27 protein-coding genes and 1 other RNA gene are annotated in these 26,023 nt (G+C 57.6%); 21 read left to right on the top strand and 7 right to left on the bottom strand.

What is annotated here, in order from left to right; genetic code table 11:
• The first annotated feature begins 53 nt into the window (after nucleotides 1-53).
• Entirely contained in the window at nucleotides 54-962 is a 909-nt protein-coding gene (locus KO536_RS02150; protein WP_133078905.1) for a MurR/RpiR family transcriptional regulator, read from the top strand.
• A 171-nt stretch (nucleotides 963-1,133) separates the two neighbouring features.
• The gene (locus KO536_RS02145; protein ID WP_133078906.1) at nucleotides 1,134-1,856 is read left to right on the top strand and encodes an OmpA family protein; all 723 of its coding nucleotides are present in this window, start codon (nucleotides 1,134-1,136) and stop codon (nucleotides 1,854-1,856) included.
• Between the two features lie 102 nt (nucleotides 1,857-1,958).
• Here KO536_RS02145 and KO536_RS02140 read toward each other — a convergent pair whose 3' ends face one another.
• Nucleotides 1,959-2,393, bottom strand: coding sequence for a ZapG family protein (locus KO536_RS02140; RefSeq protein WP_133078907.1), 435 nt, complete (start codon nucleotides 2,391-2,393; stop codon nucleotides 1,959-1,961).
• A gap of 139 nt (nucleotides 2,394-2,532) precedes the next feature.
• Here KO536_RS02140 and KO536_RS02135 point away from each other — a divergent pair, with 139 nt between their 5' ends.
• From KO536_RS02135 to zapE, 3 genes are all read left to right on the top strand, one after another.
• A complete protein-coding gene (locus KO536_RS02135) occupies nucleotides 2,533-3,168 on the top strand; it encodes an alpha/beta hydrolase (protein WP_133078908.1) in 636 nt (211 codons plus the stop codon).
• Nucleotides 3,169-3,192: 24 nt separating this feature from the next.
• The gene (locus KO536_RS02130; protein WP_133078909.1) at nucleotides 3,193-4,548 is read left to right on the top strand and encodes a tryptophan--tRNA ligase; all 1,356 of its coding nucleotides are present in this window, start codon (nucleotides 3,193-3,195) and stop codon (nucleotides 4,546-4,548) included.
• A gap of 91 nt (nucleotides 4,549-4,639) precedes the next feature.
• Nucleotides 4,640-5,734, top strand: coding sequence for a cell division protein ZapE (gene zapE, locus KO536_RS02125; protein WP_133078910.1), 1,095 nt, complete (start codon nucleotides 4,640-4,642; stop codon nucleotides 5,732-5,734).
• 94 nt (nucleotides 5,735-5,828) lie between these two features.
• Here the strand turns inward: zapE and KO536_RS02120 are convergent, their stop codons facing one another.
• Together KO536_RS02120 and KO536_RS02115 are read right to left on the bottom strand one after the other, a co-directional pair.
• Complete coding sequence (locus tag KO536_RS02120) at nucleotides 5,829-6,764, bottom strand: GlxA family transcriptional regulator (RefSeq protein WP_219261008.1); 936 nt, start codon at nucleotides 6,762-6,764, stop codon at nucleotides 5,829-5,831.
• 280 nt (nucleotides 6,765-7,044) lie between these two features.
• Entirely contained in the window at nucleotides 7,045-8,085 is a 1,041-nt protein-coding gene (locus KO536_RS02115) for an NADP(H)-dependent aldo-keto reductase (RefSeq protein ID WP_219260916.1), read from the bottom strand.
• Between the two features lie 246 nt (nucleotides 8,086-8,331).
• Between KO536_RS02115 and rplM the strand changes: the two genes are divergently transcribed.
• From rplM to KO536_RS02080, 7 genes are all read left to right on the top strand, one after another.
• Entirely contained in the window at nucleotides 8,332-8,760 is a 429-nt protein-coding gene (rplM, locus tag KO536_RS02110; RefSeq protein WP_007917032.1) for a 50S ribosomal protein L13, read from the top strand.
• Nucleotides 8,761-8,774: 14 nt separating this feature from the next.
• Nucleotides 8,775-9,167, top strand: coding sequence for a 30S ribosomal protein S9 (gene rpsI / locus KO536_RS02105; protein WP_003216038.1), 393 nt, complete (start codon nucleotides 8,775-8,777; stop codon nucleotides 9,165-9,167).
• A gap of 253 nt (nucleotides 9,168-9,420) precedes the next feature.
• Nucleotides 9,421-10,014 (top strand): ubiquinol-cytochrome c reductase iron-sulfur subunit, encoded by a 594-nt coding sequence (gene petA / locus KO536_RS02100; RefSeq protein WP_019823829.1) that lies wholly within the window; start codon nucleotides 9,421-9,423, stop codon nucleotides 10,012-10,014.
• The gene (locus tag KO536_RS02095; RefSeq protein ID WP_019823828.1) at nucleotides 10,014-11,225 is read left to right on the top strand and encodes a cytochrome bc complex cytochrome b subunit; all 1,212 of its coding nucleotides are present in this window, start codon (nucleotides 10,014-10,016) and stop codon (nucleotides 11,223-11,225) included. The genes petA and KO536_RS02095 overlap by 1 nt, the downstream gene beginning before the upstream one ends.
• Nucleotides 11,225-12,004, top strand: coding sequence for a cytochrome c1 (locus KO536_RS02090; RefSeq protein WP_019823826.1), 780 nt, complete (start codon nucleotides 11,225-11,227; stop codon nucleotides 12,002-12,004). Before KO536_RS02095 ends, KO536_RS02090 begins: the two co-directional genes overlap by 1 nt.
• A gap of 186 nt (nucleotides 12,005-12,190) precedes the next feature.
• Nucleotides 12,191-12,808, top strand: a complete 618-nt coding sequence (locus KO536_RS02085) for a glutathione S-transferase N-terminal domain-containing protein (protein ID WP_016779514.1) — start codon at nucleotides 12,191-12,193, stop codon at nucleotides 12,806-12,808.
• A gap of 17 nt (nucleotides 12,809-12,825) precedes the next feature.
• Nucleotides 12,826-13,239 carry a ClpXP protease specificity-enhancing factor gene (locus tag KO536_RS02080; protein WP_219260914.1) on the top strand — a complete coding sequence of 138 codons (414 nt, stop codon included), beginning with the start codon at nucleotides 12,826-12,828 and terminating at the stop codon, nucleotides 13,237-13,239.
• Nucleotides 13,240-13,293: 54 nt separating this feature from the next.
• On the opposite strand, the gene KO536_RS02075 is transcribed toward KO536_RS02080, so the two are convergent.
• The 4 genes from KO536_RS02075 to KO536_RS02060 all read right to left on the bottom strand — a co-directional run bounded on the left by KO536_RS02075 (nucleotide 13,294) and on the right by KO536_RS02060 (nucleotide 16,738).
• Nucleotides 13,294-13,875, bottom strand: a complete 582-nt coding sequence (locus tag KO536_RS02075; RefSeq protein WP_133078914.1) for a BON domain-containing protein — start codon at nucleotides 13,873-13,875, stop codon at nucleotides 13,294-13,296.
• The gene (locus KO536_RS02070) at nucleotides 13,872-14,465 is read right to left on the bottom strand and encodes a phosphoheptose isomerase (protein ID WP_019408589.1); all 594 of its coding nucleotides are present in this window, start codon (nucleotides 14,463-14,465) and stop codon (nucleotides 13,872-13,874) included. The genes KO536_RS02075 and KO536_RS02070 overlap by 4 nt, the downstream gene beginning before the upstream one ends.
• A 135-nt stretch (nucleotides 14,466-14,600) precedes the next feature.
• Nucleotides 14,601-14,966, bottom strand: a complete 366-nt coding sequence (locus KO536_RS02065; protein WP_133078944.1) for a YraN family protein — start codon at nucleotides 14,964-14,966, stop codon at nucleotides 14,601-14,603.
• The gene (locus tag KO536_RS02060; protein WP_219260913.1) at nucleotides 14,966-16,738 is read right to left on the bottom strand and encodes a penicillin-binding protein activator; all 1,773 of its coding nucleotides are present in this window, start codon (nucleotides 16,736-16,738) and stop codon (nucleotides 14,966-14,968) included. Before KO536_RS02060 ends, KO536_RS02065 begins: the two co-directional genes overlap by 1 nt.
• Before the next feature lie 208 nt (nucleotides 16,739-16,946).
• Here KO536_RS02060 and rsmI point away from each other — a divergent pair, with 208 nt between their 5' ends.
• The 9 genes from rsmI (at nucleotide 16,947) to mraY (ending at nucleotide 26,018) form a co-directional block, all read left to right on the top strand.
• Nucleotides 16,947-17,828, top strand: a complete 882-nt coding sequence (rsmI, locus tag KO536_RS02055; protein ID WP_374105684.1) for a 16S rRNA (cytidine(1402)-2'-O)-methyltransferase — start codon at nucleotides 16,947-16,949, stop codon at nucleotides 17,826-17,828.
• A gap of 140 nt (nucleotides 17,829-17,968) precedes the next feature.
• Nucleotides 17,969-18,322, top strand: an RNA gene (gene rnpB / locus KO536_RS02050) — RNase P RNA component class A.
• Nucleotides 18,323-18,678: 356 nt separating this feature from the next.
• Complete coding sequence (gene mraZ, locus KO536_RS02045) at nucleotides 18,679-19,134, top strand: division/cell wall cluster transcriptional repressor MraZ (protein WP_019408593.1); 456 nt, start codon at nucleotides 18,679-18,681, stop codon at nucleotides 19,132-19,134.
• The gene (rsmH, locus tag KO536_RS02040) at nucleotides 19,131-20,078 is read left to right on the top strand and encodes a 16S rRNA (cytosine(1402)-N(4))-methyltransferase RsmH (RefSeq protein ID WP_019823810.1); all 948 of its coding nucleotides are present in this window, start codon (nucleotides 19,131-19,133) and stop codon (nucleotides 20,076-20,078) included. Before mraZ ends, rsmH begins: the two co-directional genes overlap by 4 nt.
• A complete protein-coding gene (ftsL, locus tag KO536_RS02035) occupies nucleotides 20,075-20,368 on the top strand; it encodes a cell division protein FtsL (RefSeq protein ID WP_133078916.1) in 294 nt (97 codons plus the stop codon). The genes rsmH and ftsL overlap by 4 nt, the downstream gene beginning before the upstream one ends.
• Nucleotides 20,365-22,113 carry a penicillin-binding protein 2 gene (locus tag KO536_RS02030; RefSeq protein WP_133078917.1) on the top strand — a complete coding sequence of 583 codons (1,749 nt, stop codon included), beginning with the start codon at nucleotides 20,365-20,367 and terminating at the stop codon, nucleotides 22,111-22,113. The genes ftsL and KO536_RS02030 overlap by 4 nt, the downstream gene beginning before the upstream one ends.
• Complete coding sequence (locus KO536_RS02025) at nucleotides 22,113-23,576, top strand: UDP-N-acetylmuramoyl-L-alanyl-D-glutamate--2,6-diaminopimelate ligase (protein ID WP_133078918.1); 1,464 nt, start codon at nucleotides 22,113-22,115, stop codon at nucleotides 23,574-23,576. The genes KO536_RS02030 and KO536_RS02025 overlap by 1 nt, the downstream gene beginning before the upstream one ends.
• Nucleotides 23,569-24,936 carry a UDP-N-acetylmuramoyl-tripeptide--D-alanyl-D-alanine ligase gene (gene murF / locus KO536_RS02020; RefSeq protein WP_219260912.1) on the top strand — a complete coding sequence of 456 codons (1,368 nt, stop codon included), beginning with the start codon at nucleotides 23,569-23,571 and terminating at the stop codon, nucleotides 24,934-24,936. The genes KO536_RS02025 and murF overlap by 8 nt, the downstream gene beginning before the upstream one ends.
• Nucleotides 24,936-26,018, top strand: a complete 1,083-nt coding sequence (gene mraY, locus KO536_RS02015) for a phospho-N-acetylmuramoyl-pentapeptide-transferase (RefSeq protein WP_133078920.1) — start codon at nucleotides 24,936-24,938, stop codon at nucleotides 26,016-26,018. The genes murF and mraY overlap by 1 nt, the downstream gene beginning before the upstream one ends.
• Nucleotides 26,019-26,023 lie beyond the last annotated feature (5 nt).

The following is a 26,023-nucleotide window of genomic DNA, read 5'->3' as shown; positions in this document are numbered from 1 at the left end:
CCATTGATTGGGCACAGCCCCTTCTTTTATCCACAGGAAATGTTGAGCCGGACATGCCAAGCCCATCCAAAAACACCACTATTTATGCGGCTCCGGTCATGCGCAAGCTGGCAGAGGTCGCGCCCCACTTGCAGCCTTCATTGCGCAAGGTCGCGGACTTTATCCTGCGTCACCCGCTGCGGGCCGCAACGCTGACGATTGAGGAAATGGCCCAGGAAACGGCCACATCCCCGGCCGCGGTCAACCGGTTGGCCAAGGCCATGAACCTGGGGGGGTACACCGGCATGAAGGCCGAGCTGGTGGCGACGTTGCAGCAAGTGGTGTCGCCGGTAGACAAGCTTCGCAACGAACTGGCCCATCGTCCTGACGGTGCATTTGGCCTGCATGAGCAAATCCAGAGCGCCAGCAGCAACCTCGCCACTGCGGCGACCAACAATCATCCGGATACGTTTGAAGCCTTTGTCACGAGCCTGATCAAGGCGCGCAAGATCTACATCCTGGGCTTTGGCAATAGCGTCTACTTCGCGGGCCTGGCAGCTTCGACCCTGATGCCGTTCTGTGCCGATGCGACGGCCATCAGCATGGAGGGCGGTAATGAAAACGCCGCGTATCGCCTGGCTGCGATCACCGATCAGGACGTCATGCTGGCTATTTCCCTGCCGCGCTACTCCATCGACACCCTGCAGCTTTCACGCTTTGCCAGGGAGCGGGGCGCCTGTGTGCTGGCGATCACCGACTCACCGGCCTCGCCGTTGGCCAGTATTGCCGAGCACGTACTGTTTGCGCCTGCCGATCATCCGGTGATGACCAGCTCCAGCATTGCGGTGCTCGCTTTGATCGAAGGGCTGGTTGCAGGGGTGATGGCGCGTAATAAAGAAGCCGTCAAACTGGCAACCGAACTGACCGAAAGCGTGATGTCTTACCTGCATATTCCGGTGAGCAGCAAAGCGTCGAAAAAGTAACTGCAAGAGCGGGTACATGGATTTGTGAGGTGGCGTTCGGGCGGCTATTGTTCGTTGAGTGCGAATGTTTGCGGCCAAAGGAATTTTTACCGTTGGTCGTGTTCCAAGGCTTATAAAGGTCTAACGCCAATGGCCTTTGCCCCCTCAGAAAGTTTGATCAGGAGCGTCACCATGTTCATCTCGCGTCGTTTGATTGTTGCAGCAAGCGCTGTTGCCTTGCTGGCCGGCTGCGCTACGCCTAACCCGTATGACAATCAGGGCCAGGCCTCTTCGGGGACGGGCTTGAGCAAAACGGCCACCTACGGCGGCCTGGGGGCCTTGGCCGGTGCTGTGGCCGGTGCTGCCATCGACCACAACAACCGTGGCAAGGGTGCGCTGATCGGCGCCGCCGTGGCGGGTTTGGGTGCTGCGGGTTATGGCTATTACGCTGACAAGCAAGAAGCGGCACTGCGTGCAAGCATGGCCAACACGGGCGTAGAAGTTCAGCGTCAGGGTGACAACATCACACTGGTGATGCCGGGCAACATTACCTTTGCCACCAACTCCGCCAACATCGCCCCAAGTTTCTATCAGCCGCTGAACAACCTGGCGAACTCGTTGAAGCAGTTCAACAACCAGAACCAGATTCAGATCGTGGGCTATACCGACAGCACCGGTAACTACAACTACAACATGCAGCTTTCGCAGCAGCGTGCGCAAAGCGTGGCGAGCTACCTGACGTCCCAGGGTGTCAGCGGCCAGTACCTGTCGGTACGTGGCGCCGGCCCTGCCGACCCGATTGCCAGCAACGCAACGGCTGACGGTCGTGCGCAAAACCGCCGCGTTCAAGTCACCCTGGCGCCGATCCCGGGCATGCAATACCAGCAGCCAGGCCAGGTGCAGCAGTACCCGTAAAGGCAAGGCACTTCGTAGCAGCTGCTACGGGTTAGTCGCAAGCCGTACAAAAAAAGCCCCGCGATCCTTGCAGATCGCGGGGCTTTTTATTGAGCGCAATGTTTACTTTTTCAGACCGTAATGCTCATCGAGCATGCCCGGGCCGTTGGGGCTTTTTGGGGCGTAATCCAATGGCGGCTCGGTGCTGTGCGGCGGGGTGATGCGCTCGCGATGCGGTTGTGGCACATCGGAGTGCAAAGCAGCCAGCAGGCGTTGGCGAGTTTGCTCGTCCAGGGCCAGACGGTTGGCGCCCTCGGCGAGGTGTTCTTGCACTTCCTGATAGCTCTGGGTGAGCTTTTTCACCAGATTGGCGGTGGTGTTGAAGTGGGTAACCACTTCACTTTGGTAACTGTCAAAACGTTCCTGGATGTCGTCCAGCTGACGCTGCGTGCGGTTAGGCACGGCATTTGGCAACAGACGGGCAACCAGAAAACCAATGGCGACACCGGCAACCAGGGCTAGAGTCGGCAACAACCAAATCAAGAGCGAGTGTTCCACGAGTCCTTCCTCTATAAACGGCTTTGCTTTACGTTAACGGCTCGGACCTGCGCTGTATACCGCGATGCACTCGCAAATATGTCAGACAGAATCTATCAGCTAGACGAGTCGACCCAATTTGAGGTCACGGAGTTCCTTCTTGCTTACCCGCGAAACCCCCGTAGTAATTGATGGCCCGGTCGGCCAACTGGAAGCCTTGTACCTTGATTCTGCTGAGCCAAGGGGCCTTGCGCTGCTGTGCCACCCTAATCCGGTGCAGGGCGGAACGATGATGAATAAAGTGGTTTCGACCCTGCAACGCACTGCCCGTGATGCTGGCCTGATTACCTTGCGATTTAATTACCGTGGTGTCGGCGCGAGCGCTGGCAGTCACGATATGGGCACTGGCGAAATCGACGACGCACTGGCTGCGGCTCATTGGTTGCGCGCCAAACACCCTGAATTGCCCATCACCCTGATCGGTTTTTCGTTTGGCGGCTTTGTCGCGGCCAGCCTGGGCGGGCGACTTGAGGCCGAGGGCGAAAAGCTGTCGCATCTGTTCATGATCGCTACAGCGGTCTCGCGTTTGCGTGACGACTACCCCTTGCCGCAAGGGTGTCCCTTGACGGTTATCCAGCCTGAAGCCGACGAAGTGATTGATCCGCAGTTGGTCTATAACTGGTCAAACCACCTGTCGCGCCCCCATGAGCTGCTGAAAGTGGCAGAATGCGGACACTTTTTTCACGGCAAGCTGCCCGAGCTCAAAGAGTTGGTAGCGCCACGCCTTTCGAATTGATTGCAGCCTGATAAGCGATTACCCATGACCTCTCGTACTCGTATCCTCACCGGTATCACCACCACCGGTACGCCGCACCTGGGCAACTACGCCGGGGCCATTCGCCCTGCGATCGTGGCCAGCCGCGATCTCAATGCCGACTCGTTCTACTTTCTGGCCGACTACCACGCCCTGATCAAATGCGATGACCCGCTGCGCATCCAGCGCTCGCGTCAGGAAATCGCTGCGACCTGGCTGGCTGCCGGTCTTGATGTTGATCGTGTAACGTTCTATCGCCAGTCAGATATCCCGGAAATCCCGGAGCTGACCTGGCTGCTGACCTGCGTCGCTGCCAAAGGCCTGCTCAACCGTGCCCATGCCTACAAGGCTTCGGTCGACAAGAACCTGGAAAATGGCGAAGACCCGGATGCGGGCATCACCATGGGGCTGTACAGCTATCCGGTGTTGATGGCGGCGGACATCCTGATGTTCAACGCCAACAAGGTGCCGGTCGGTCGTGATCAGATCCAGCACGTTGAAATGGCCCGTGACATTGGCCAGCGCTTTAACCATCTGTTCGGCAATGGCAAAGAGTTTTTCGCCATGCCTGAAGCGCTGATCGAAGAAAGCGTGGCCACCTTGCCGGGCCTTGATGGTCGCAAGATGTCCAAAAGCTACGACAACACCATTCCGTTGTTCAGCAGCGCCAAAGACATGAAAAGCGCTATTTCGCGCATCGTTACCGACTCCCGTGCGCCGGGCGAGCCGAAAGATCCGGACAACTCGCACCTGTTCACCCTGTACCAGGCATTCTCCACGCCTGAGCAGGCGGCAGAGTTGCGCAGCGAGCTGTTGCAGGGCCTGGGCTGGGGCGAGGCGAAAGAGCGCCTGTTCAAGCAGCTGGACGCCGAACTGGGTGAGTCCCGCGAGCGTTATCATGACTTGATGTCGCGACCTGCCGATATGGAAGACATTCTTCTGGCTGGCGCGCAAAAAGCCCGTAAAACCGCGAGTCCATTCCTTGAGCAACTGCGTGAGGCGGTGGGTCTGCGTTCATTTGTCAGCGTGGCTCAGACCGCCACCGCCAGCAAAAAGAAAGCCGTCAAGGGCCCGCGCTTTGTAAGCTTTCGCGACGAAGACGGCAGTTTCCGTTTCCGCCTGCTGGCCGCAGATGGCGAGCAATTGTTGCTGTCACGCAGTTTTGCCGATGGCAAAGCCGCGGGTCAGGTGACCAAGCAGTTGCAATCCGGTGAACCGCTGGATGTGCGCACTGATGAGCTGAGCTTCAGCGTCTGGCTGGACGACGCCTGTGTGGCCGACAGCCCGGCGTTTGCAGACAGTTCGTCACGTGATGGGGCAATCGAAGCACTGCGAGTGGCACTGCTGCCCGCGCAAGACTGAGAAAGTGCGACGTTTCGTCTCAGGTTTGATTGCCATTCCCAAGGGCCGTCGCTACAGTGTCGGCCCGTTTTTGTTGCCTTGCTAACGAATTATGACGCCTCTAGAACGATATCAAGTTGATCTGAAACGCCCGGACTTCTTTCACGATGCCGCACAGGAAAACGCCGTGCGCCATCTGCAGCGCCTGTACGACGACCTGGTGGCGGCTTCCCAAAGCAAGCCGGGCCTGTTCGGCAAGCTGTTCGGCAAAAAAGAGCTTACGCCGGTCAAGGGCATCTACTTCTGGGGTGGCGTAGGCCGGGGCAAGACGTATCTGGTCGACACGTTCTTCGACGCGTTGCCGTTCAAGCAGAAGATGCGTACTCACTTCCACCGCTTCATGAAGCGCGTGCACGAAGAGATGCGTACCCTCAATGGCGAAAAGAACCCGTTGACCATCATTGCCAAGCGCTTCTCGGATGAAGCACGGGTGATCTGCTTTGACGAATTCTTTGTGTCGGACATTACCGATGCAATGATTCTTGGCACCTTGATGGAAGAGCTGTTCAAAAACGGCGTTACCCTGGTTGCGACGTCGAACATCGTGCCGGACGGTTTGTACAAGGACGGCTTGCAGCGCGCGCGCTTCTTGCCTGCCATTGCACTGATCAAGCAGAACACCGAGATCGTCAACGTCGACAGCGGCGTCGACTACCGTCTGCGTCATCTGGAGCAGGCCGAACTGTTTCACTTTCCGCTGGACGAGGCTTCCGAGAAAAGTTTGCGCGAGAGCTTCAAGGCGCTGACGCACAACTCTACCCGGGCGATTGAAGGCGATGACCTGATCATCGAAAACCGTACCATTCGCGCCCTTCGCACTTGCGATGACGTGGCCTGGTTCGATTTTCGCGAGTTGTGCGACGGCCCGCGTAGCCAGAATGACTACATCGAGCTGGGTAAAATCTTCAACGCTGTGATCATCAGCGGTGTGGAGCAGATGGACGTTAAAACCGACGACATCGCCCGACGCTTTATCAACATGGTCGACGAGTTCTATGATCGCAACGTCAAGCTGATCATCTCGGCTGAAGTCGAACTCAAGGACTTGTACACCGGCGGGCGCCTGAACTTCGAGTTCCAGCGTACCCTCAGCCGTTTGCTGGAAATGCAGTCTCACGAATACCTGACCAGGGCGCACAAACCCTAGTCGAAAAAAAGGCCTGCATTGCAGGCCTTTTTTTTGCTCTCAAGAACCCGGAAGGCGTCTTCAGCATCGGGCTATCAAGCCCGTCACCTGGAATTCAAGCCACCTGTTTTACGCCCGCCTGCAGGAACTGTTGCCGATATTGGTTCGGTGACAACTCAGTGTGCTGGCGAAACAGTCGCGCAAAGAAACTCGCGTCGTCATAGCCCACGTCGTAGCTGATGGTCTTGATGCTTTTGCGCGAGGCCGAAAGCAGTCCCTTGGCCGTTTCTATGCGCAGGCGTTGCAGGTAGTGCAGGGGTTTGTCACCCGTGGCCAGCTGAAAGCGGCGCATGAAGTTGCGGATGCTCATGCCATGATCGCGAGCGACGTCTTCAAAGCGAAACTTGTCGGCAAAGTGGTCTTCGAGCCATTGCTGGATTTGCAGAATGATCACGTCCTGGTGCAGCTTCTGGCCGCCAAAGCCAATGCGTCCGGGGGTGTAGTTGCGCTGCACCTCGTAAAGAATGTCGCGGGCCACGGCCTGGGCAATGTTGGCGCCGCAGAAACGTTCGATCATGTAGATGTAAAGGTCGCAGGCAGAGGTCGGCCCGCCAGCGCAGTAGAGATTGTCTGCGTCAGTGAGGTGCTTGTCCTGATTGAGGTGAACCTCAGGGTAGCGCTGGGCAAACGTGTCGAAAAAGCGCCAGTACGTGGTTGCTTCCTTGCCATCCAGCAGCCCGGCTTCTGCGAGCCAGAATACCCCGGTGGCCTCTGCGCACAGGACTGCGCCGCGAGCATGCTGCTCGCGCAGCCACGGCAGGACTTGCGGGTAACGCTGGCAGATTGTGTCGAAGTCTTCCCCGAAAGCCGGGAGGATGATGATGTCGGAGTCTTCCAGGCCGCCATCGACGGGGAGCACTACATTGCTGAAGCTGACTGCGGGTTTGCCGTCGGGGCTCACCAGCCGCGTCTCGAAGGTGGGGGTAAGGCCGCGGCCCAATTGCTTGCCATGACGCAGGCTGGCGAGATGAAAAAAGTCCTTGGCATGCATCAGGGTCGAGGCGAATACCCGATCGATGGCCAGGATGCTGACGCGCCGCAAGGGCGTTGAGAGTTGATTAGACATAGACATATTTTGATTATTCTTATAGGTGAAATTGGTCAACTTACGGCTGGATCGTCTTATTTTTTTTCCTGTGTGTCTAGGGGGGAGGTCAAGGAAGAAACCTGTAGCCGCTGCCGTAGGCTGCGATAAGGCCCGAAGGGCCTTCATTTGGGGCTGCTGCGCAACCCATCGCAGCCTGCGGCAGCGGCTACAGGATATTTTTTGATCAAGGCGCCGGGTTTGGCTGGTCCTTGTGAATCGCTTCGATGCCCGCCAGCACCTCATCCGACAATTTCAGGTCGTGGCTGGCGATATTGCTTCGCAACTGCTCCAGCGTCGTCGCCCCAATGATGTTGCTGGTGACGAACGGTTGCTGGGTGACGTAGGCCAGTGCCATTTGTGCCGGATCCAGACCGTGTTCGCGGGCCAGAGCCACGTAGCGCTCACTGGCAGCCACCGCTTGCGGGTTTGAATAGCGCGAGAAGCGGCTGTAGAGGCTCAGGCGACCTTTTGGCGGTTGGGCGCCGCCACTGTACTTGCCCGACAGCATGCCGAACGCCAGGGGCGAGTAGGCAAGCAGGCCGCACTGTTCGCGAATGGCAATTTCCGCCAGGCCCACTTCAAAGCTGCGGTTGAGCAGGTTGTAGGGGTTCTGGATCGATACCGCACGTGGCCAGCCACGGCTCTCGGCCAGTTGCAGGAGCTTCATGGTGGCCCACGGCGTTTCGTTGGACAGGCCTATGTGGCGGATCTTGCCGGCCTTGACCTGCTCGTCCAGCGCCTGGAGGGTGTCCTCCAGCGGTGTGAAATCCTCGTCGGCGTTGTGCTTGTAGCCAAGCTGGCCGAAAAAGTTGGTGCTGCGCTCGGGCCAGTGCAACTGGTAGAGGTCTATCCAGTCGGTTTGCAGGCGTTTGAGGCTGGCGTCCAGGGCTTGCACGATGTGGGTGCGGTTGTGTTTGAGGTTGCCGTCGCGGATGTAATCGATACCGTTGCCGGGACCGGCGATCTTGCTCGCCAGCACCCAGTCGGCGCGATCCCCGCGTTCCTTGAACCAGTTGCCGATGTAGCGCTCGGTGCTGGCGTAGGTTTCGGCCTTTGGCGGCACCGGATACATCTCGGCGGTGTCGATGAAATTGATGCCGGCATTTTTTGCGTATTCGATTTGCTCGAAGGCTTCAGCCTGGGTGTTCTGCTCGCCCCAGGTCATGGTTCCGAGGGCGATTTCGCTTACTTTCAGATCGGTTCGGCCTAGCTTGCGGTAGTCCATCGGGTGCTCCTTCGGGTAAACAAACATAAAAGCAGGTTGTAATTTTTTGCGCAATCTGGATAATTGCCGACCTCTTTCTGCAGTGGAAGTGATGCGCCGCCTGCCGAAGAATCTTGCCGTTGAACGGACGCGCTGACCCGAGCCCCCGATAGCGTCTGTATCCGGCTGCCTTTGACTTGTCAAAGTACGCACTATTCAGTAAGATCTGCCGTCTAATTTACAGGGCGGCCCCTGAGGCTATAAAGAATGAAAACTTTTACTGCTAAACCAGAAACAGTAAAGCGCGACTGGTTTGTCGTCGACGCTGCTGGTCAGACCCTGGGTCGTCTGGCCACCGAGATCGCGAGCCGTCTGCGTGGCAAGCACAAGCCGGAATACACTCCGCACGTTGACACCGGTGACTACATCGTTGTTATCAATGCTGAGCAGATCCGTGTCACTGGTGCTAAAACCACTGACAAAATGTACTACTCTCACTCCGGTTTCCCGGGCGGGATTAAGTCGATCAACTTCGAAAAGCTGATCGCCAAAGCTCCTGAGCGCGTGATCGAGACCGCGGTTAAAGGCATGCTGCCTAAAAACCCACTGGGTCGCGACATGTACCGTAAGCTGAAAGTCTATGCGGGCGCTGCTCACCCTCATACTGCTCAGCAGCCCCAAGAACTGAAGTTTTAACGGAATAGTTCATTATGTCGGCGACTCAAAACTACGGCACTGGCCGTCGTAAAACCGCAACTGCACGCGTTTTCCTGCGTCCAGGTACCGGTAACATCTCGATCAACAACCGCACTCTGGAGAATTTCTTCGGTCGCGAAACTGCCCGCATGGTAGTTCGTCAGCCGTTGGAACTGACTGAGACTGTCGAGAAATTCGACATCTACGTCACCGTGATCGGTGGTGGTGTAAGTGGTCAAGCTGGCGCAATCCGCCACGGTATCACTCGCGCACTGATGCAGTACGACGAAACCCTGCGTGGCGCTCTGCGCAAAGCTGGCTTCGTAACTCGCGATGCTCGTGAAGTTGAACGTAAGAAAGTCGGTCTGCGTAAAGCGCGTAAGCGTCCGCAGTACTCGAAGCGTTAATTCGCAGCTTCGTTCAAAAAAGCCCAGTCTCCTTCGGAGCTGGGCTTTTTTTATGGGTGATGAATTATTGGTGTGACAACTTGCCACATCCAGCAAACGCCTATACTACAAGGCTTGTAGCCGCCCGAGAGCGGTAATTACCTTGTCAGAGTAGGGGCTTTTCATTACCATTCTGCAAAATTTTTATAAGTTCAGATGCAAATTTAGTAGATGCCTGATTTAACAGGCCACAAAGCTGATGGGAGAGGACTGAATGAGCAATGACGGCGTAAATGTCGGCCGGCGTCGCTTCCTCGTAGCAGCCACATCCGTGGTGGGTGCTGCAGGAGCGGTGGGGGCGGCGGTCCCGTTCGTGGGGTCGTGGTTTCCCAGTGCCAAGGCGAAAGCCGCTGGCGCACCGGTGAAAGTGAATATTGCAAAGGTCGAGCCAGGTCAGCAAATGATTGCTGAATGGCGTGGTCAGCCAGTATTCATCGTACGTCGCACCGAGGAAATCCTGGCAAATCTGAAGAAGATTGAAGGGCAGCTTGCTGACCCTGATTCCAAGCAATCTGATCAGCCTGCTTATGTGAATCCGGAGTTGCGGTCGATCAAACCAGAAATTCTGTTGTTGATCGGTATTTGCACCCACTTGGGTTGCTCGCCTACGTTCCGTCCTGAGGTCGCGCCTGTTGATCTTGGCAAGGATTGGGTAGGTGGATATTTCTGCCCTTGTCATGGTTCGCACTATGATCTGGCCGGCCGCGTTTACAAGTCGCAGCCAGCTCCGCTGAACCTGCCAGTACCGCCCTACTATTATGAGTCGGACAACATTGTTGTCGTTGGCCTCGATGGGGAGAACGCGTAATGAGCAAGTTCATGGATTGGGTAGATGCCCGCTTCCCTGCCACCAAGATGTGGGAAGACCACCTCAGCAAGTATTACGCCCCGAAGAACTTCAACTTCTTCTATTTCTTTGGCTCCCTCGCATTGCTAGTTCTGGTTAACCAGATCGTGACCGGCGTGTGGCTGACCATGAGTTACACGCCGTCGGCAGAAGAGGCCTTTGCTTCTGTCGAATACATCATGCGTGACGTCGAATACGGCTCCATCTTGCGTTATTTGCACTCAACAGGTGCATCGGCGTTCTTTGTTGTCGTCTATCTGCACATGTTCCGCGGCTTGCTCTACGGCTCGTATCAGAAGCCCCGTGAGCTGGTGTGGCTGTTCGGCATGATGATTTACCTGGCCCTGATGGCAGAAGCCTTCATGGGTTATTTGTTGCCTTGGGGTCAAATGTCCTACTGGGGCGCCCAGGTGATCATTTCGCTGTTTGGTGCGATTCCGGTTATCGGCAACGACCTGACTCAGTGGATTCGTGGTGACTACCTGATCTCCGGGATTACCCTGAACCGCTTCTTCGCCTTGCACGTAGTGGCCTTGCCGATCGTGATTCTGGGGCTGGTGGTACTGCACATTCTGGCGTTGCACGAAGTCGGGTCCAACAACCCGGACGGTGTGGACATCAAGAAGCACAAAGACGAAAACGGCATACCGCTGGACGGCATTCCCTTCCATCCGTACTACACCGTGAAAGATATCGTCGGCGTCGTGGTGTTCCTGTTCATCTTCTGCTCGATTGTGTTCTTCTTCCCGGAAATGGGTGGTTACTTCCTGGAAAAACCGAACTTTGAACAGGCTAACGCCTTTAAAACGCCGGAGCACATTGCCCCTGTCTGGTACTTCACGCCGTTCTACGCGATCTTGCGTGCAATTCCGGACAAGCTGCTTGGCGTGATTGCCATGGGCGCCGCGATTGCAATGCTGTTCGTGCTGCCGTGGCTTGACCGCAGCCCTGTTAAATCCATGCGCTACAAGGGCTGGATGAGCAAGGTGTGGCTGTGGGTGTTCTGCATCTCCTTCGTGATTCTGGGTGTGCTGGGTGTATTGGCACCGACCCCGGGTCGCACGCTGCTGTCGCAGGTGTGTACGTTCCTGTACTTCGCCTACTTCATTCTGATGCCGTTCTACACCAGGCTTGAGAAGACCAAACCGGTTCCGGAAAGGGTGACTGGCTGATGAAAAAGCTATTTGCTGTATTGATGCTCGCAGTTATGCCTGTGTTCTCCTTTGCGGCTGAACAAGGTGTGCAGCTCGACAAGGTCGACATCGATGTTTCTGACAAGGCTGCCATGCAGGATGGCGCGCGCACGTTCGCCAACTACTGCATGGGCTGTCACAGTGCCAAGTTCCAGCGTTACGAGCGCGTGGCGGACGACCTGGGGATTCCCCATGACGTCATGCTCGACAATCTGGTGTTCACCGGTGCCAAGATTGGCGACCACATGAACATCGGCATGCAGCCTGCTGATGCCAAGGCCTGGTTCGGTGCTGCACCGCCAGACCTGACGCTCGTAGCCCGTGTCCGTGGTACTGACTGGCTTTACAGCTACCTGCGCGCTTTCTACGAAGACCCGTCTCGCCCTTGGGGTGTGAACAACAAGGTCTTCCCGAACGTGGGTATGCCTAACGTTCTGGCGCCGCTGCAAGGTCGTCAGGTTGTGGGTTGCAAGCAAGTACAGATCGTCGAAGACGGCAAGAAGCAGTATGATCCGCTCACCGGCACGCCTTTGACGCATGAAGCGTGCGACCAACTGACAGTGCTGCCAAAAACCGGCGCACTGACTGAAGAGCAGTTCGATGAGAAGATCAAGAACCTTGTGACCTTCCTGGCCTATTCAGCCAACCCGGTGAAGCTGGAGCATCAGCGCATCGGTACTTACGTGCTGATCTACCTAGCCTTCCTCTTTGTGTTCGCTTATCTGCTCAAGCGCGAATACTGGAAGGATGTGCACTGATATAGTTACACGCAATGCTGTTAATCGTGCGCGCCCGAGGGTGTCTCTGAAAAGGTAACAGTGCAGGACGGGTGGCAAGCGGGGTCCAACGACCCGGCTTGCCCAGGTTCTGCGGTTATCAGAGGCGTTCCTTGGGCGCGTTCGTTTTTCCGCTCCCGATAATTTCAACAAGCGAGGAGGACCGCCATGGGCGTGACCAATCGGTTGGCCTGTTACTCCGACCCCGCCGACCACTATTCCCATCGAGTACGCATTGTGCTCGCAGAGAAAGGTGTCAGCGCCGAGATCATCAGTGTGGAGGCGGGCCGTCAGCCGCCGAAGCTGATCGAAGTGAACCCTTACGGCAGCCTGCCAACCCTGGTCGATCGTGACCTGGCGTTGTGGGAGTCGACTGTGGTGATGGAATATCTGGATGAGCGTTACCCGCATCCGCCGCTGTTGCCGGTTTATCCGGTGGCTCGGGCCAATAGCCGTCTGCTGATTCATCGTATTCAGCGTGACTGGTGTGCGTTGGTTGATTTGATCCTTGATTCACGGACCAAGGAGCCTGCGCGTGTACAGGCCCGCAAGGAATTGCGCGAGAGCTTGACGGGTGTTTCTGCATTGTTTGCCGACAAACCTTTTTTCCTCAGTGATGAGCAAAGTCTGGTCGACTGCTGCCTATTGCCGATACTCTGGCGCTTGCCTGTTTTGGGTATTGAATTGCCGCGGCCAGCCAAGCCGCTGCTCGACTATATGGAGCGCCAATTTGCGCGTGAGGCTTTCCAGGCGAGTTTGTCTGGTGTCGAACGCGACATGCGCTAAGGCTTTAGGAGCCCTCGATGAATTCAAGTCGACCTTATCTGGTGCGTGCGCTCTATGAGTGGATCGTTGATAACGACTGCACTCCGCACATGCTGGTTAACTCTGACTACCCGAAGGTGCAAGTGCCTGCGGGTTTTGCCAGTGACGGGCAGATTGTCCTGAATGTTTCGCCAACCGCCGTGCGTCAATTGCACATGGACAACGAAGCAGTAAGCTTTGAAGGGCGTTTTGGTGGCGTACCTCATACGTTGTACGTGCCTATTGCAGCAATCCTGGGCGTTTACGCCCGCGAGAACGGCCAGGGCATGGTGTTCGACCTGGAAGAGCCTCTTGAGGCTGATGACGAGGTTGAGCCGGATGACGATGGGTCGCCGCCAGGCACCGAGCCGCCGCGTCCTACGGGCCGGCCAAGCCTGAAAGTGGTGAAGTGATAAAAAAGGCGACCTGAGAAGGTCGCCTTTTTTGTGTCTGGCAGTTGGGAGCTGTCAGTCGATGTACTCGAACAGTTTGACGATTTTCTGCACTCCGGAAACACCTTGTACCAGACTGGTGGCGCGGGCTGCTTCCTGCTTGGTCACGAGGCCTAGCATGTAGACGATACCGTTTTCCGTGACGATTTTGATCCGTGAGCCAGGAATCGCGTTGTCGGTCAGCATCTGGGTCTTGATCTTGGTGGTCAGCCAGGCGTCGTTGTTGCGCGCAAGGATCGATGACGGTGCCATGACTTGCAGTTCGTTGTTGACCTTCTTCACGCGTTGAACGGCGGCGGCAGCTTGTTCGGCCTGGGCCTTGAGGTCTGCGCGCGGGGTCTGGCCGGCCAGCAGCACGATGCCGTTGTAGCTGGTGACAACGATATGCGAGCCGGTGTCCAGGTCCGGGTTGGCCTTGGCCACGTTCACGGCGACTTTGGTTTCAATCAGGGAGTCATCGATTTTGCTGCCGAAGGTGCGGGTGCCGCGATCATCCTCAATTGGCTTGTCGCGGGTGGCGGTCAGTACCGAACTGCAACCGGCAGTCAGACCAAGACACAGGGTCAGGGCTATCAGGCCAAGGCGATTAAAAGTCATTCTTCACTCCCGAACAGTTGGCTGTCGATCAGATCGCACAAGCAGTGGATCGCCAGCAGGTGGACTTCTTGAATTCGTGCTGTGACATTGGAAGGTACGCGAATCTCCACGTCCTCGGGCAGCAGCAGTGAGGCCATGCCGCCGCCATCACGGCCAGTCATCGCGACGACGATCATCTCGCGATCGTGGGCGGCTTGAATGGCCTGGATGATATTGGCCGAGTTGCCGCTGGTGGAAATGGCCAGCAGCACATCGCCAGGTTGGCCGAGTGCGCGGATCTGCTTGGAGAAAATCTCGTTGAAGCTGTAATCGTTGGCGATCGAGGTGATCGTCGACGAGTCGGTGGTCAGTGCAATGGCCGGCAGGCTCGGGCGCTCTCGCTCGAAGCGGTTGAGCAGTTCGGACGAAAAGTGCTGGGCGTCACCTGCCGATCCGCCATTGCCGCACGAAAGCATTTTGCCCTCATTGAGCAGGGCATTGACCATGACCTGGCTGGCTTGCTCGATGTGGGGGGCAAGCACTTCCATCGCCTGCTGCTTGGTGTCGATGCTGGCTTGGAAAAGCTGGCGAATACGGGATTGCATGTCCATCTATGTGACCTTAAGTAGGGCGGCTGGTCGGGCGTGATCCAGGTGTTCCTGAGTGACTTCCCGGCACAAGAATGTGCAGCCAGCAAAGCAAAGCAAAATCGTTTAAAAAAGGGTGCTGGAATCGGTCTGGCAGCGTTATTGGCTGTCAAAGGCATTCCGTAGCCAGTTCAATTGGGGTGTTGCGCTGTCCATTGTCACCACGTCAAACCGGCACGGGTGATCGGCCCAGCGTGCCTGGCGCTGCAAAAAATGCTGGGCGGCAAGTATCAGCTTTTGACGTTTGCGTGCGTCAATGCTGGCCAGTGCGCCACCCCATTGCGCGTGTTGTCGGTAACGAACTTCGACGAATACTACTGTATCGCCGTCAAGCATGACCAGATCCAGCTCGCCGCGCTTGCATGACCAGTTTTGCGCCAGCAGGCGCAAACCCTGTTGCTCAAGATGCCGTAGCGCCATGCGCTCGGCATCCTTGCCAATGTCTTGGCTTGAGCGCTCGGGCATCAGTTGGGAGTAGCAGGCAGGCGTTGAGGCTGGCCATTGACGAACTCGGCCCACGGCAGCCGACGCTCGACACGCTGTGCCGGGCTCATGCTCAGGCTGCCGGACAAGCCGTCAATCCGGGTGTCGGGCAGTGCTTTTAACTGCCCCAGGCTCGGTGCCAGGCGATAGGCGTCGATGCCCATCGCGTACAGGCGCCCCAGGCTGCCACCCGCTTGTGGCCATTGTGCGGTGACTTGTTGGCGCAGCGGGTTGGTTGTATCGAGCAACCAGGGTGTTTCACAAAAACGGATGCCGTTCATGTCGTTGTACTGGTTCTGGTCGCCACTGGCGCTGAATACGTGGGAAGTCGCGTAAACCGGGAGATCACCGGCGTACTGGTAGTTCAGGGTTGGTTTGATCTGCTGTGCCTGCTGAGGGGTTGCGGCCAGGAAGATGAACTCCATGTCCTGGCGGCGCGTCGGTTGTGCGGAGCCGCCGCCTTTGCGCAATTGCACCAGGTCGGCGACTTGCTGGGCCAGTGCTACGGGCTTGTCGATGTGTTCCGTGCCGACAATGGTGCCGCCGTGTGCTTCCCACTCCTGGCGGAACGCCTTGAGCACCCGGTCGCCCCATTCGCCGACTGGCACCATGGCGCCAGCACGGGTCAGGCCGTCGGCGCGTGCGCGTCGAGCCACTTCGCGGGCTTCATCTTCCGCTGCCAGACCAAACTGGAACAGTTGCGCCGGGCCTTGAGCGCCCTCGTTATAGTTCAGGGCCAGCGTCGTGATCGGTAATTGCGGGCGAGCACTGAGTTGTTTGACCAGGTTTTTTTCCAGTGGTCCAACGACCAGTTGCACGCCGTCGGCTTGTGCCTGGCGATAGAACTCGTCCAGGGACGTCAGGCGCGAGCTGTTGTAGAACTGAATGCTTGGCGGGTTTTGCCCTGCTTGCTGGGCCTGATAGTGCGCAGCCATAAAGCCGTCGCGCAGCGCTTTGCTCACGGAGGCCAGCTGGCCGTCCTGCGGCAGTAGCAAGGCAATTTTGGTCAGGGGTTGGCTGGCCAGTTCCTTGAGCTTGATCAGGGGGGCTGGCAACTGGATGGCGGCAGGGTGAGCTGGGTTCTGCGCGCGCCACTGATCAATGGCGTTCTGCTGATCCTGCAGGGTGCCCGCGCTCTTGATGGCCAGGGCCAGGGACATCCAGCCACCCAGCACGTCGTTGTTTTGCGCGTGCAACTGATCGACCGGCAAGGCGGCCACCAGTGCCCAAATGGCTTCATTGTTGCTATTGGCAGCGTCGCCGGTCAGGTTCGGGCTCATTGCTGTACGTTCGCGTGCGGCTGCCAGCGTTTGGCCGTCGGCTTCGAGGGCGAGGGCGTGGACGGTATGCGTGCGCACCTGCAGGTCGGCTGGCAGCTGGCCCAGGATCGACAGGCTTGGGTGGTTCAAGGCGGCCAGCGCGGACTTGTGGTCATTGCGGCTCATCGCCAGCTCGGCTGCCAGCGTGCTGGCAAACACTTGCTGGGCAGGCTTGAGTTGATCCATTGGCACCAGAGCCAAAATTTGCGCTGCACGCGCAGTATTCTGCTGGCGCTGGGCGAGGTCGGCTGCCGAAAGGCGCAACAGGGCGGCCTTTTCCGGATTGGTGGTTTCGGATGCCTGCTGGAGCAACTGCTCGAGACTGGCGTCCGGGGTCCGTGGAAGTTCGCCAAGGCTGGACGAGGGCGAGCTGGCGCAAGCCGCCAACAGGGCAGCGAGGCAGAGGGCAGTGAACAGCCGCAGGCAAGCGATCATGTAGTGTTCCTGATACTCGATCAAATGAGTGGGGAAGTGTACCCAAGCACTGGCCGGGGCGCGATGTTAGAGGCAATAAAGCCTGAATTTAGATGTGATCTGTACGTTGTGCAGGTGAAAGTTTGCCTGCATGGCGTTCTGCGGCCTGCAGGGTGGGTGCGTTCAAGAGGGCTCTACGCGCTACAATGGAGCCTTTAACTCTTATGAGGTGTGCGTTTTGACTGCTCCAGGTGATTTGAATTCCGTTCTTGGCTCACTTTATGTGGTGGCCACGCCCATCGGTAACCTGGACGACATCAGTGCGCGTGCGCTCAAGGTATTGCGTGACGTGTCACTGATTGCGGCCGAAGACACGCGCCACTCCCTGCGCCTGCTGCAGCATTTTGGTATTTCAACGCCGCTGGGCGCCTGTCACGAGCACAACGAACGTGATGAGGGCAGCCGCTTTATCCAGCGTTTGCTGGCCGGTGAAGATGTTGCACTGATTTCTGATGCGGGTACGCCGCTGATCTCCGACCCGGGTTATCACCTGGTGCGTCAGGCGCGAGCGGCGGGGGTCAAGGTTGTGCCTGTACCGGGTGCCTGCGCCTTGATCGCGGCCCTGTCTGCGGCAGGGCTGCCTTCTGATCGCTTTATTTTTGAAGGGTTCCTGCCTGCCAAGGCTGTCGGACGTCGTTCGCGTCTGGAGTTGCTGAAGGAAGAACCCCGCACGCTGATCTTTTACGAAGCGCCGCACCGCATTCTTGAGTGCCTGCAAGATCTTGAGCTGGTATTCGGGCCAGAGCGCCCGGCATTGCTGGCGCGCGAGTTGACTAAAACGTTCGAAACACTCAAGGGTTTGCCCCTGTCCGAGTTGCGTGCATTTGTTGAAGGCGACACTAATCAGCAGCGCGGCGAGTGCGTAGTTCTGGTTGCCGGCTGGACAGCGCCAGAAACAGATGAAGTGGTCAGTAGCGAGGCGATGCGTATTCTCGACTTGCTGCTTAAAGAAATGCCACTCAAGCGTGCGGCTGCACTTGCCGCTGAAATAACCGGTGAACGCAAAAACGTCTTGTACCAAGTTGCACTTGAAAAGCAGAAAGCGGAGTAACAATTGATATCGGGTGATGGCGTTTTGATATCTTTGTATGTATTGCCCCGTGACTAAAGGCCGCAACTCAGGCAATTCAGCCTGCCTTGCGGCGTTTAACGCTTGTTCTATACGCTCTGTACAGTTAATCTTCGCGCCGGAGAGTCGATTGGACAGTCGCTGCCCTCTATGAAAATTAGGGGGGGGAGGAAAGTCCGGGCTCCATAGGGCGAAGTGCCAGGTAATGCCTGGGAGGCGTGAGCCTACGGAAAGTGCCACAGAAAATAACCGCCTAAGCGCTTCGGCGCCGGTAAGGGTGAAAAGGTGCGGTAAGAGCGCACCGCACGACTGGCAACAGTTCGTGGCTAGGTAAACCCCACTTGGAGCAAGACCAAATAGGGTCCCAAGGCGTGGCCCGCGCTGGGACCGGGTAGGTTGCTAAAGATGTCCAGTGATGGCCATCGTAGACGAATGACTGTTCACGACAGAACCCGGCTTACAGATCGACTCTCCACCTTTTTTCTCTTCTGCTTGCCCTGCAAGCAGATTGCTACACTCGCAATCGGTTTATCCCCCGCTATTTTTCGTAAGACAATTTTCCGACGTAATGCAGAAAAGCTCTTGCTCTTAACAAACTACTTTAAGTTTGAAGTCCAGGGCTTTGAATTTGCAGCGCGTCGTTAGTCAAAATACCTCTCCGCTTACTGTTCTACGTCTATTTACCCTCCTAAATCTCAGTTATGTAAGGCTTTTCCTGTGGACCGCTCCTTGACGGTGTGGTGGGCGCATTCCTATAGTGTGCATAAGTGGTGGAAAGTGGCATAAAGTGGGTTTTCTAGACGTAAAACGCTAATATTTGGAGATGCGATCAGTGTTTCGCGGAGCCAACGCAATCAGTCTCGATGCCAAGGGCCGTCTCGCAATGCCGAGTCGGTACCGTGACGAGCTGATTTCGCGAAGTTCCGGGCAATTGATCGTGACCATTGATGCGGTAGATCCCTGCTTGTGTGTGTACCCGCTTGATGAGTGGGAATTGATTGAAACCAAGCTTCGGGCGCTGCCTTCGTTGCGTGAAGAAAACCGCCGTTTGCAACGTCTGTTGATTGGTAACGCCGTCGATCTTGAGCTCGATGGCAGCGGTCGTTTTCTGGTGCCACCACGTTTGCGTGAATATGCCAAGTTGGATAAGCGCGCGATGTTGGTAGGCCAGCTAAACAAGTTTCAACTGTGGGACGAGGATGCCTGGGAAGCTGTTTCTGCCGCTGACCTTGCAGCCATTCAACAACCGGGCGCGATGCCTGACGAACTGCGTGATTTAATCCTGTGACTATAGATAGCGGCTTCAACCACATCACCGTACTGCTTGACGAAGCCGTAGAGGCTCTCGCCGTACGTCCTGATGGATGCTATCTGGATGGCACCTTCGGTCGCGGCGGACATAGCCGCCTGATACTCCAGAAGCTGGGCCCCGAGGGGCAATTGCTCGGGTTCGATAAAGATCCACAGGCGATTGCCACAGGGCAAGCGCTAGCGGCCGAAGACGGCCGCTTTGTTATTGTGCAGCGTAGTTTTGCTGAAATGGGATCCGAAATTGCCGATCGCGGTCTGGCCGGCAAGGTCGACGGTGTACTGCTCGACCTGGGCGTGTCTTCGCCTCAGCTTGATGATCCGGAGCGCGGTTTCAGCTTCATGAATGACGGCCCGCTGGACATGCGTATGGACCCGGACCGCGGCATCAGCGCTGCCGAGTTCGTCAACACGGCATCCCAGGAAGAAATTGCCCGCGTATTCAAGGAATATGGCGAAGAGCGCTTTTCCGGTCGTATGGCTCGCGCGGTGGTAGAGCGTCGAGACATCAAGCCGTTTGAGCGCACCGGTGATCTGGCTGAAGTCTTGAAAGTGGCCAATCCGGCCTGGGAAAAGGGCAAGCACCCTGCAACCCGTACCTTCCAGGGTTTGCGTATTCACGTGAACAACGAACTGGGTGACCTTGAGGCTGGCCTTGAGGCTGCATTGGAGTCCCTGGCAATCGGCGGCCGTCTGGTGGTGATCAGCTTTCACTCCCTGGAAGACCGTATCGTCAAATTGTTCATGCGCAAACTGGTCAAGGGCGAGCCTGACAACCTGCCGCGCGGCTTGCCCGTTCAGCACGTCGCTTTTGTTCCGAAAATCAAAATTCACGGCAAGGCCCAGACCGCGTCCGATGCCGAACTCAAAGCCAATCCACGTTCGCGCAGCGCTGTAATGCGCGTCGCGGAGAAGCTTCGTTGAACAAGCTCTTCGCCAAACCACTTCCCGGCGGAAGTTTTTTCATGCTGCTGCTATTTCTTGGCGTGCTGGTTTCGGCTGTGGGCGTTTCTTACAGTGCCCACTGGAACCGTCAGTTGCTCAACACCCTGTACGGGGAGCTGAGTGTGCGGGACAAGGCGCAGGCAGAATGGGGGCGTTTGATTCTCGAACAAAGCACCTGGACCGCCCATAGCCGTATCGAGTCATTGGCCAGCGAACAACTGAAAATGCGCATTCCAGGCGCAGCAGAAGTTCGAATGGTGGCGCCATGATCAAACTCGAAGGCGCGCTCTACCCGTGGCGTTTTCGTGTGGTGCTGGCATTGCTGGCACTGCTGGTAGGCGCGATCGCGTGCCAGATCGTTTACCTGCAAGTGATCGACCATGACTTCCTCAAGGGGCAGGGCGATGCTCGCAGCCTGCGGCATATCCCGATTCCTGCACACCGTGGCCTGATTACCGACCGCAATGGTGAGCCGCTGGCCGTGAGTACGCCGGTGACGACCCTGTGGGCCAACGCCAAGGAAATGCAGGTTGCCAAAGACCGTTGGCCAGCCTTGGCGCACGCGCTTGGGCAAGACCCCAAAGTGCTGACGGCGCGCCTGGAGCAGCAAGCCAATAAAGAATTTATCTATCTGGTTCGGGGCCTGACCCCAGAGCAGGGCCAGGTTGTGCTCGACCTCAAGGTGCCGGGTGTTTATGGCATTGAAGAGTTCCGCCGCTTTTACCCTGCCGGTGAAGTGACGGCGCACATGGTCGGCTTTACCGATATCGACGATAAAGGTCGTGAAGGCGTCGAGCTGGCCTATGACGAGTGGCTGGCCGGGGTTCCGGGCAAGCGGCAAGTGATCAAGGACAGGCGCGGGCGTCTGATCAAAGACGTGCAAGTGACTAAAAACGCCAAGGCAGGTAAGACCTTGGCGTTGTCGATTGACCTGCGCCTGCAGTATCTGGCCAACCGCGAACTGCGCAATGCGCTGGTCGAGAACGGCGCCAAGGCTGGCAGCCTGGTGATCATGGATGTGAAGACCGGCGAGATTCTGGCCATGGTCAACCAGCCCACCTACAACCCCAACAACCGTCGCAACCTGCAACCGGCGATGATGCGTAACCGCGCCATGATCGATGTGTTCGAGCCGGGCTCGACGGTCAAGCCGATCTCCATGAGTGCTGCGCTGGAAACCGGGCGCTGGAAGCCTACCGACAAGGTAGAGGTTTATCCGGGCACCCTGCAGTTGGGCAAGTACACCATTCGTGACGTATCCCGTTCCGAAGGTCCGGTCCTCGACCTGACCGGCATCCTGATCAACTCCAGTAACGTGGGCATGAGTAAGGTTGCCTTCGATATCGGTGGCGAAGCGATCTTCCGCCAGATGGCCAAGATGGGCCTGGGGCAAGACACCGGCCTGGGTTTCCCGGGTGAGCGTGTCGGCAACCTGCCCAACTACCGCGAGTGGCGCAAGGCTGAAACCGCGACCCTGTCTTACGGCTACGGCGTGTCCGTCACCGCTATCCAGCTGGTTCACGCGTTTTCGGCATTGGCCAACAACGGCAAGCTTGCCCCGCTGACCCTGCTCAAGACTGACAAGGACAAGCCTGTAGATGCGACTCAAGTCATGCCCGAACAAGTCGCCAAAACGGTGCAGGGCATGCTCCAGGAAGTGATCGAAAACCCTCGCGGTGTATGGCGTGCCAAGGTGCCGGCGTATCACGTTGGCGGCAAGTCGGGTACAGCGCGTAAAACATCTTCCGGCGGCGTCAAAGGCTACGCAGTGAACTCTTATCGTTCCCTGTTCGCCGGCTTCGGCCCCATGAGCGACCCGCGTTACGCGATCGTTGTAGTGATCGATGAACCGAGCAAGGCGGGCTACTTCGGTGGTCTGGTTTCCGCTCCGGTATTCAGCAAAGTCATGTCCGGCACTCTGCGTCTGATGAACGTGACCCCGGATAACCTGCCGACGGCAGCGGAGCAACAAGCAGCCGCTGCTGCGGCAGCAGCCAAAGGAGGGCGCGGCTAATGTCCCTGAGCCTGAACAAGATTTTTCCTCACGCCGGCCACGATCTGCTGATTCGTGAATTGACTCTCGACAGTCGCAATGTACGCGCAGGTGATCTGTTCCTTGCGGTACCCGGCGGCAAGCTCGATGGTCGTGAACATATCGCTGACGCGTTGAAACGCGGCGCAGCTGCCGTTGCCTATGAAGTAGAGGGGGCAGATGTACTGCCAATCACTTCTGTTCCACTGATTCCGGTCAAAGGTCTGGCGGCTCAGCTATCTGATATCGCCGGGCGCTTTTATGGTGAGCCGAGCCGTCACCTCAATCTGGTTGGCGTGACCGGCACCAACGGTAAAACCAGCGTCACCCAGTTGGTAGCGCAAGCACTGGACCTGCTGGGCCAGCACTGCGGCATCGTCGGTACGCTGGGCACGGGTTTTTATGGCGCGCTGCAAAGCGGTCGCCACACCACGCCAGACCCTATTGCCGTTCAGGCCATGTTGGCCGACCTGAAAAAGGCCGGTGCCAAGGCTGTCGCGATGGAAGTTTCCTCCCATGGCCTGGATCAGGGGCGTGTCAGCGCATTGGCGTTCGACGTTGCCGTGCTGACCAACCTGTCCCGTGATCACCTGGATTACCACGGCACAATGGAGGCTTATGCCGCTGCCAAGGCCAAGCTGTTTGCCTGGTCGGACCTGCGTTGCCGCGTACTGAACCTGGATGATGAGTTCGGTCGCCAGCTGGCCGCTGAAAAGCACGGTTCGCGCCTGATCACTTATAGCCTTGAAGACAGCAGTGCCACGCTGTATTGCCGCGATGCGACCTTCGATGACGACGGCGTTCGCGCCACCGTGGTGACGGCCCAAGGCGAGCACCTACTGCGCAGTTCCTTGCTCGGGCGCTTCAACCTGAGCAACGTACTGGCCGCTGTAGGTGCCTTGCTGGGTCTGGATTACGCGCTGGATGAAATTCTGGCCGTGCTGCCGAAACTTGAAGGTCCGGTCGGGCGCATGCAGCGCCTGGGCGGCGGCACCAAACCGCTGGTGGTGGTCGACTACGCCCATACCCCGGATGCTCTGGAAAAAGTATTGCTGGCTCTGCGCCCGCACGCCAAAGGCAAATTGCTGTGCCTGTTCGGCTGCGGCGGCGATCGAGATCGCGGCAAGCGTCCATTGATGGCGCAAGTGGTTGAGCGTTTGGCTGACGGTGTGTTGGTCACAGACGACAACCCGCGCTCAGAAGCGCCCGCGCAGATCTTTGATGACATTCGTGTTGGTTTTACCGCGCCACAAAGCGTCACCTTTGTCGCTGGTCGCGGTGATGCCATTGCTCAATTGATCGCCGCTGCCAGCGCCGAAGACGTGATCGTGCTGGCCGGTAAAGGCCATGAGGACTATCAGGAAATCAACGGCGAACGCCATGATTTTTCTGACCTGGTAGAAGCCGAGAAAGCCCTGAATACCTGGGAGGCTGCCCATGCTTAAGCCTCTGTTGCTGAGTGAAGTGGCTACTGCCCTGCAGGGGCGCCTGGTTGAAGCGGACTGCCGCTTCAATGGCGTCAGCATCGACAGTCGTGCAATTACCAGGGGGCAGCTGTTTATTGCCCTGACCGGTCCACGCTTTGATGGTCACGATTATTTGAATGAAGTGGCTGCCAAGGGCGCCGTTGCCGCCCTGGTCGAGCGCGAAGTGCCTGAGTCGGCACTGCCTCAGCTGGTGGTCAAAGACACGCGAGAAGCGCTGGGTCAGTTGGGCGCGCTCAATCGTGCCGGCTTTGACAAACCGGTTGCGGCCATTACCGGCTCCAGTGGCAAGACCACCGTCAAGGAAATGCTCGCCTGCATTCTGCGTACCCGTGGTCCGGTACTGGCGACCAAAGGTAACCTGAACAACGATCTGGGTGTGCCGCTGACGCTGCTTGAACTGAGCACCGAACATACGGCTGCAGTCATTGAGCTGGGCGCTTCGCGTGTTGGCGAAATCGCCTACAGCGTGGCCTTGACCAAACCTCATGTTGCCGTGCTCAACAATGCCGGCACAGCCCATGTGGGCGAGTTTGGCGGTCCGGAAAAAATCGTTGAAGCCAAGGGCGAGATCATTGAAGGCCTGGATGCTGACGGTATCGCTGTACTGAACCTGGATGACAAGGCATTCGCCATCTGGAAGAGCCGTGCAGCGGGGCGCAAAGTGCTGAGTTTTGCCCTGGAAAACCCCCAGGCCGACTTCCATGCCAGCGATCTGACCCGTGACCCACGGGGTTGCCCGGGCTTCAAGTTGCACAGTCCACTGGGGGGCGAACCGGTTCAACTCAACCTGCTGGGCAACCATAACGTGGCCAACGCATTGGCGGCCGCAGCGGCTGCCCATGCCCTGGGTATCTCGTTGTTTGGCATCAAAACCGGCCTTGAAGCCGTGTTGCCGGTCAAAGGTCGCGCGGTTGCGCAACTGACCGCTGATGGCCTGCGAATTATTGATGACACTTACAACGCAAACCCCACCTCAATGTGCGCTGCCGTTGATATACTCGCCGCCTTTTCCGGCCGCACCGTCCTGGTGCTCGGAGATATTGGCGAACTGGGTGAGTGGGCGGAGCAAGGACATCGTGAAGTAGGCGCTTATGCCGCCGACAAAGTTTCAGCGCTCTATGCGGTGGGACCCATGATGGCTCATGCCGTCACAGCATTTGGACACCAGGCTCGTCACTTCGCCAATCAGGCTGACCTGATCAAGGCGCTTCGCGCTGAGCACGAAACAAACACCACTATTTTGATCAAGGGCTCGCGCAGCGCTGCGATGGAAAACGTCGTTGCGGCTTTGTGCGGTTCCAGCGGGGAGAAACATTAATGCTGCTGCTGCTAGCGGAGTATCTGCAACAGTTCTACAAAGGCTTCGCGGTCTTCCAGTACCTGTCCCTGCGGGGGATTTTCGGGGTGCTGACCGCGCTGACCTTGTCGCTGTGCCTGGGGCCGTGGATGATCCGCACCCTGCAAAACCGTCAGATCGGCCAATCGGTCCGTAACGACGGCCCGCAATCCCATTTGTCCAAATCCGGCACCCCGACCATGGGTGGCGCGTTGATTCTGTCTGCGATCACTGTCAGTACCCTGTTGTGGGCTGACCTGAGCAACCGTTATGTGTGGGTCGTGATGATCGTGACCCTGCTGTTCGGCGCCATTGGCTGGGTCGATGACTATCGCAAGGTCATCGAGAAAAACTCCCGGGGCCTTCCGAGCCGCTGGAAGTATTTCTGGCAGTCGGTGTTTGGTCTGGGTGCAGCGATCTTCCTGTACGTGACGGCACCAAGCGCAGTCGAAACCACCCTGATCCTGCCCATCCTCAAGGACGCCAGTATCCCGCTGGGTATCGGCTTTGTTGTACTGACCTACTTCGTGATCGTCGGGTCCAGCAACGCGGTCAACCTGACTGACGGCCTGGATGGCCTGGCGATCATGCCGACCGTGATGGTGGGCGGTGCGCTGGGTATCTTCTGCTACCTGTCGGGCAACGTGAAATTTGCCGACTACCTGCTGATCCCGTATGTCCCGGGCGCCGGTGAGTTGATCGTATTCTGCGGTGCGCTGATTGGCGCCGGTCTCGGATTTCTGTGGTTCAACACCTACCCGGCACAAGTGTTCATGGGTGACGTCGGCGCACTGGCGCTGGGCGCGGCACTGGGCACCATCGCGGTGATCGTGCGTCAGGAAATCGTGCTGTTCATCATGGGCGGTGTGTTCGTGATGGAAACCCTGTCCGTGGTGATCCAGGTAGCGTCCTTCAAGTTGACCGGCAAGCGGGTGTTCCGCATGGCGCCGATTCATCACCACTTTGAACTCAAGGGCTGGCCCGAGCCTCGCGTGATCGTCCGCTTCTGGATTATCACCGTGATCCTCGTGTTGATCGGTCTTGCCACGTTGAAGCTGAGGTAGAACCT

The sequence above is a fragment of the Pseudomonas sp. NKUCC02_KPG genome (assembly GCF_019345465.1).
Classification (GTDB): domain Bacteria; phylum Pseudomonadota; class Gammaproteobacteria; order Pseudomonadales; family Pseudomonadaceae; genus Aquipseudomonas.
This window is presented reverse-complemented; position numbering and strand designations above follow the sequence as displayed.

Coding starts and splice junctions, on each gene's coding strand:
- KO536_RS02080 (WP_219260914.1), top strand. CDS start 12,826: ATGAATTCAAGTCGACCTTATCTGGTGCGTGCGCTCTATGAGTGGATC.
- KO536_RS02025 (WP_133078918.1), top strand. CDS start 22,113: ATGTCCCTGAGCCTGAACAAGATTTTTCCTCACGCCGGCCACGATCTG.
- zapE (WP_133078910.1), top strand. CDS start 4,640: ATGACGCCTCTAGAACGATATCAAGTTGATCTGAAACGCCCGGACTTC.
- mraY (WP_133078920.1), top strand. CDS start 24,936: ATGCTGCTGCTGCTAGCGGAGTATCTGCAACAGTTCTACAAAGGCTTC.
- KO536_RS02145 (WP_133078906.1), top strand. CDS start 1,134: ATGTTCATCTCGCGTCGTTTGATTGTTGCAGCAAGCGCTGTTGCCTTG.
- rplM (WP_007917032.1), top strand. CDS start 8,332: ATGAAAACTTTTACTGCTAAACCAGAAACAGTAAAGCGCGACTGGTTT.
- KO536_RS02120 (WP_219261008.1), bottom strand. CDS start 6,764: ATGCATGCCAAGGACTTTTTTCATCTCGCCAGCCTGCGTCATGGCAAG.
- KO536_RS02085 (WP_016779514.1), top strand. CDS start 12,191: ATGGGCGTGACCAATCGGTTGGCCTGTTACTCCGACCCCGCCGACCAC.
- KO536_RS02095 (WP_019823828.1), top strand. CDS start 10,014: ATGAGCAAGTTCATGGATTGGGTAGATGCCCGCTTCCCTGCCACCAAG.
- KO536_RS02130 (WP_133078909.1), top strand. CDS start 3,193: ATGACCTCTCGTACTCGTATCCTCACCGGTATCACCACCACCGGTACG.
- KO536_RS02150 (WP_133078905.1), top strand. CDS start 54: ATGCCAAGCCCATCCAAAAACACCACTATTTATGCGGCTCCGGTCATG.
- KO536_RS02065 (WP_133078944.1), bottom strand. CDS start 14,966: ATGCCCGAGCGCTCAAGCCAAGACATTGGCAAGGATGCCGAGCGCATG.
- KO536_RS02115 (WP_219260916.1), bottom strand. CDS start 8,085: ATGGACTACCGCAAGCTAGGCCGAACCGATCTGAAAGTAAGCGAAATC.
- rpsI (WP_003216038.1), top strand. CDS start 8,775: ATGTCGGCGACTCAAAACTACGGCACTGGCCGTCGTAAAACCGCAACT.
- KO536_RS02030 (WP_133078917.1), top strand. CDS start 20,365: ATGATCAAACTCGAAGGCGCGCTCTACCCGTGGCGTTTTCGTGTGGTG.
- petA (WP_019823829.1), top strand. CDS start 9,421: ATGAGCAATGACGGCGTAAATGTCGGCCGGCGTCGCTTCCTCGTAGCA.
- murF (WP_219260912.1), top strand. CDS start 23,569: ATGCTTAAGCCTCTGTTGCTGAGTGAAGTGGCTACTGCCCTGCAGGGG.
- KO536_RS02075 (WP_133078914.1), bottom strand. CDS start 13,875: ATGACTTTTAATCGCCTTGGCCTGATAGCCCTGACCCTGTGTCTTGGT.
- KO536_RS02070 (WP_019408589.1), bottom strand. CDS start 14,465: ATGGACATGCAATCCCGTATTCGCCAGCTTTTCCAAGCCAGCATCGAC.
- KO536_RS02090 (WP_019823826.1), top strand. CDS start 11,225: ATGAAAAAGCTATTTGCTGTATTGATGCTCGCAGTTATGCCTGTGTTC.
- KO536_RS02060 (WP_219260913.1), bottom strand. CDS start 16,738: ATGATCGCTTGCCTGCGGCTGTTCACTGCCCTCTGCCTCGCTGCCCTG.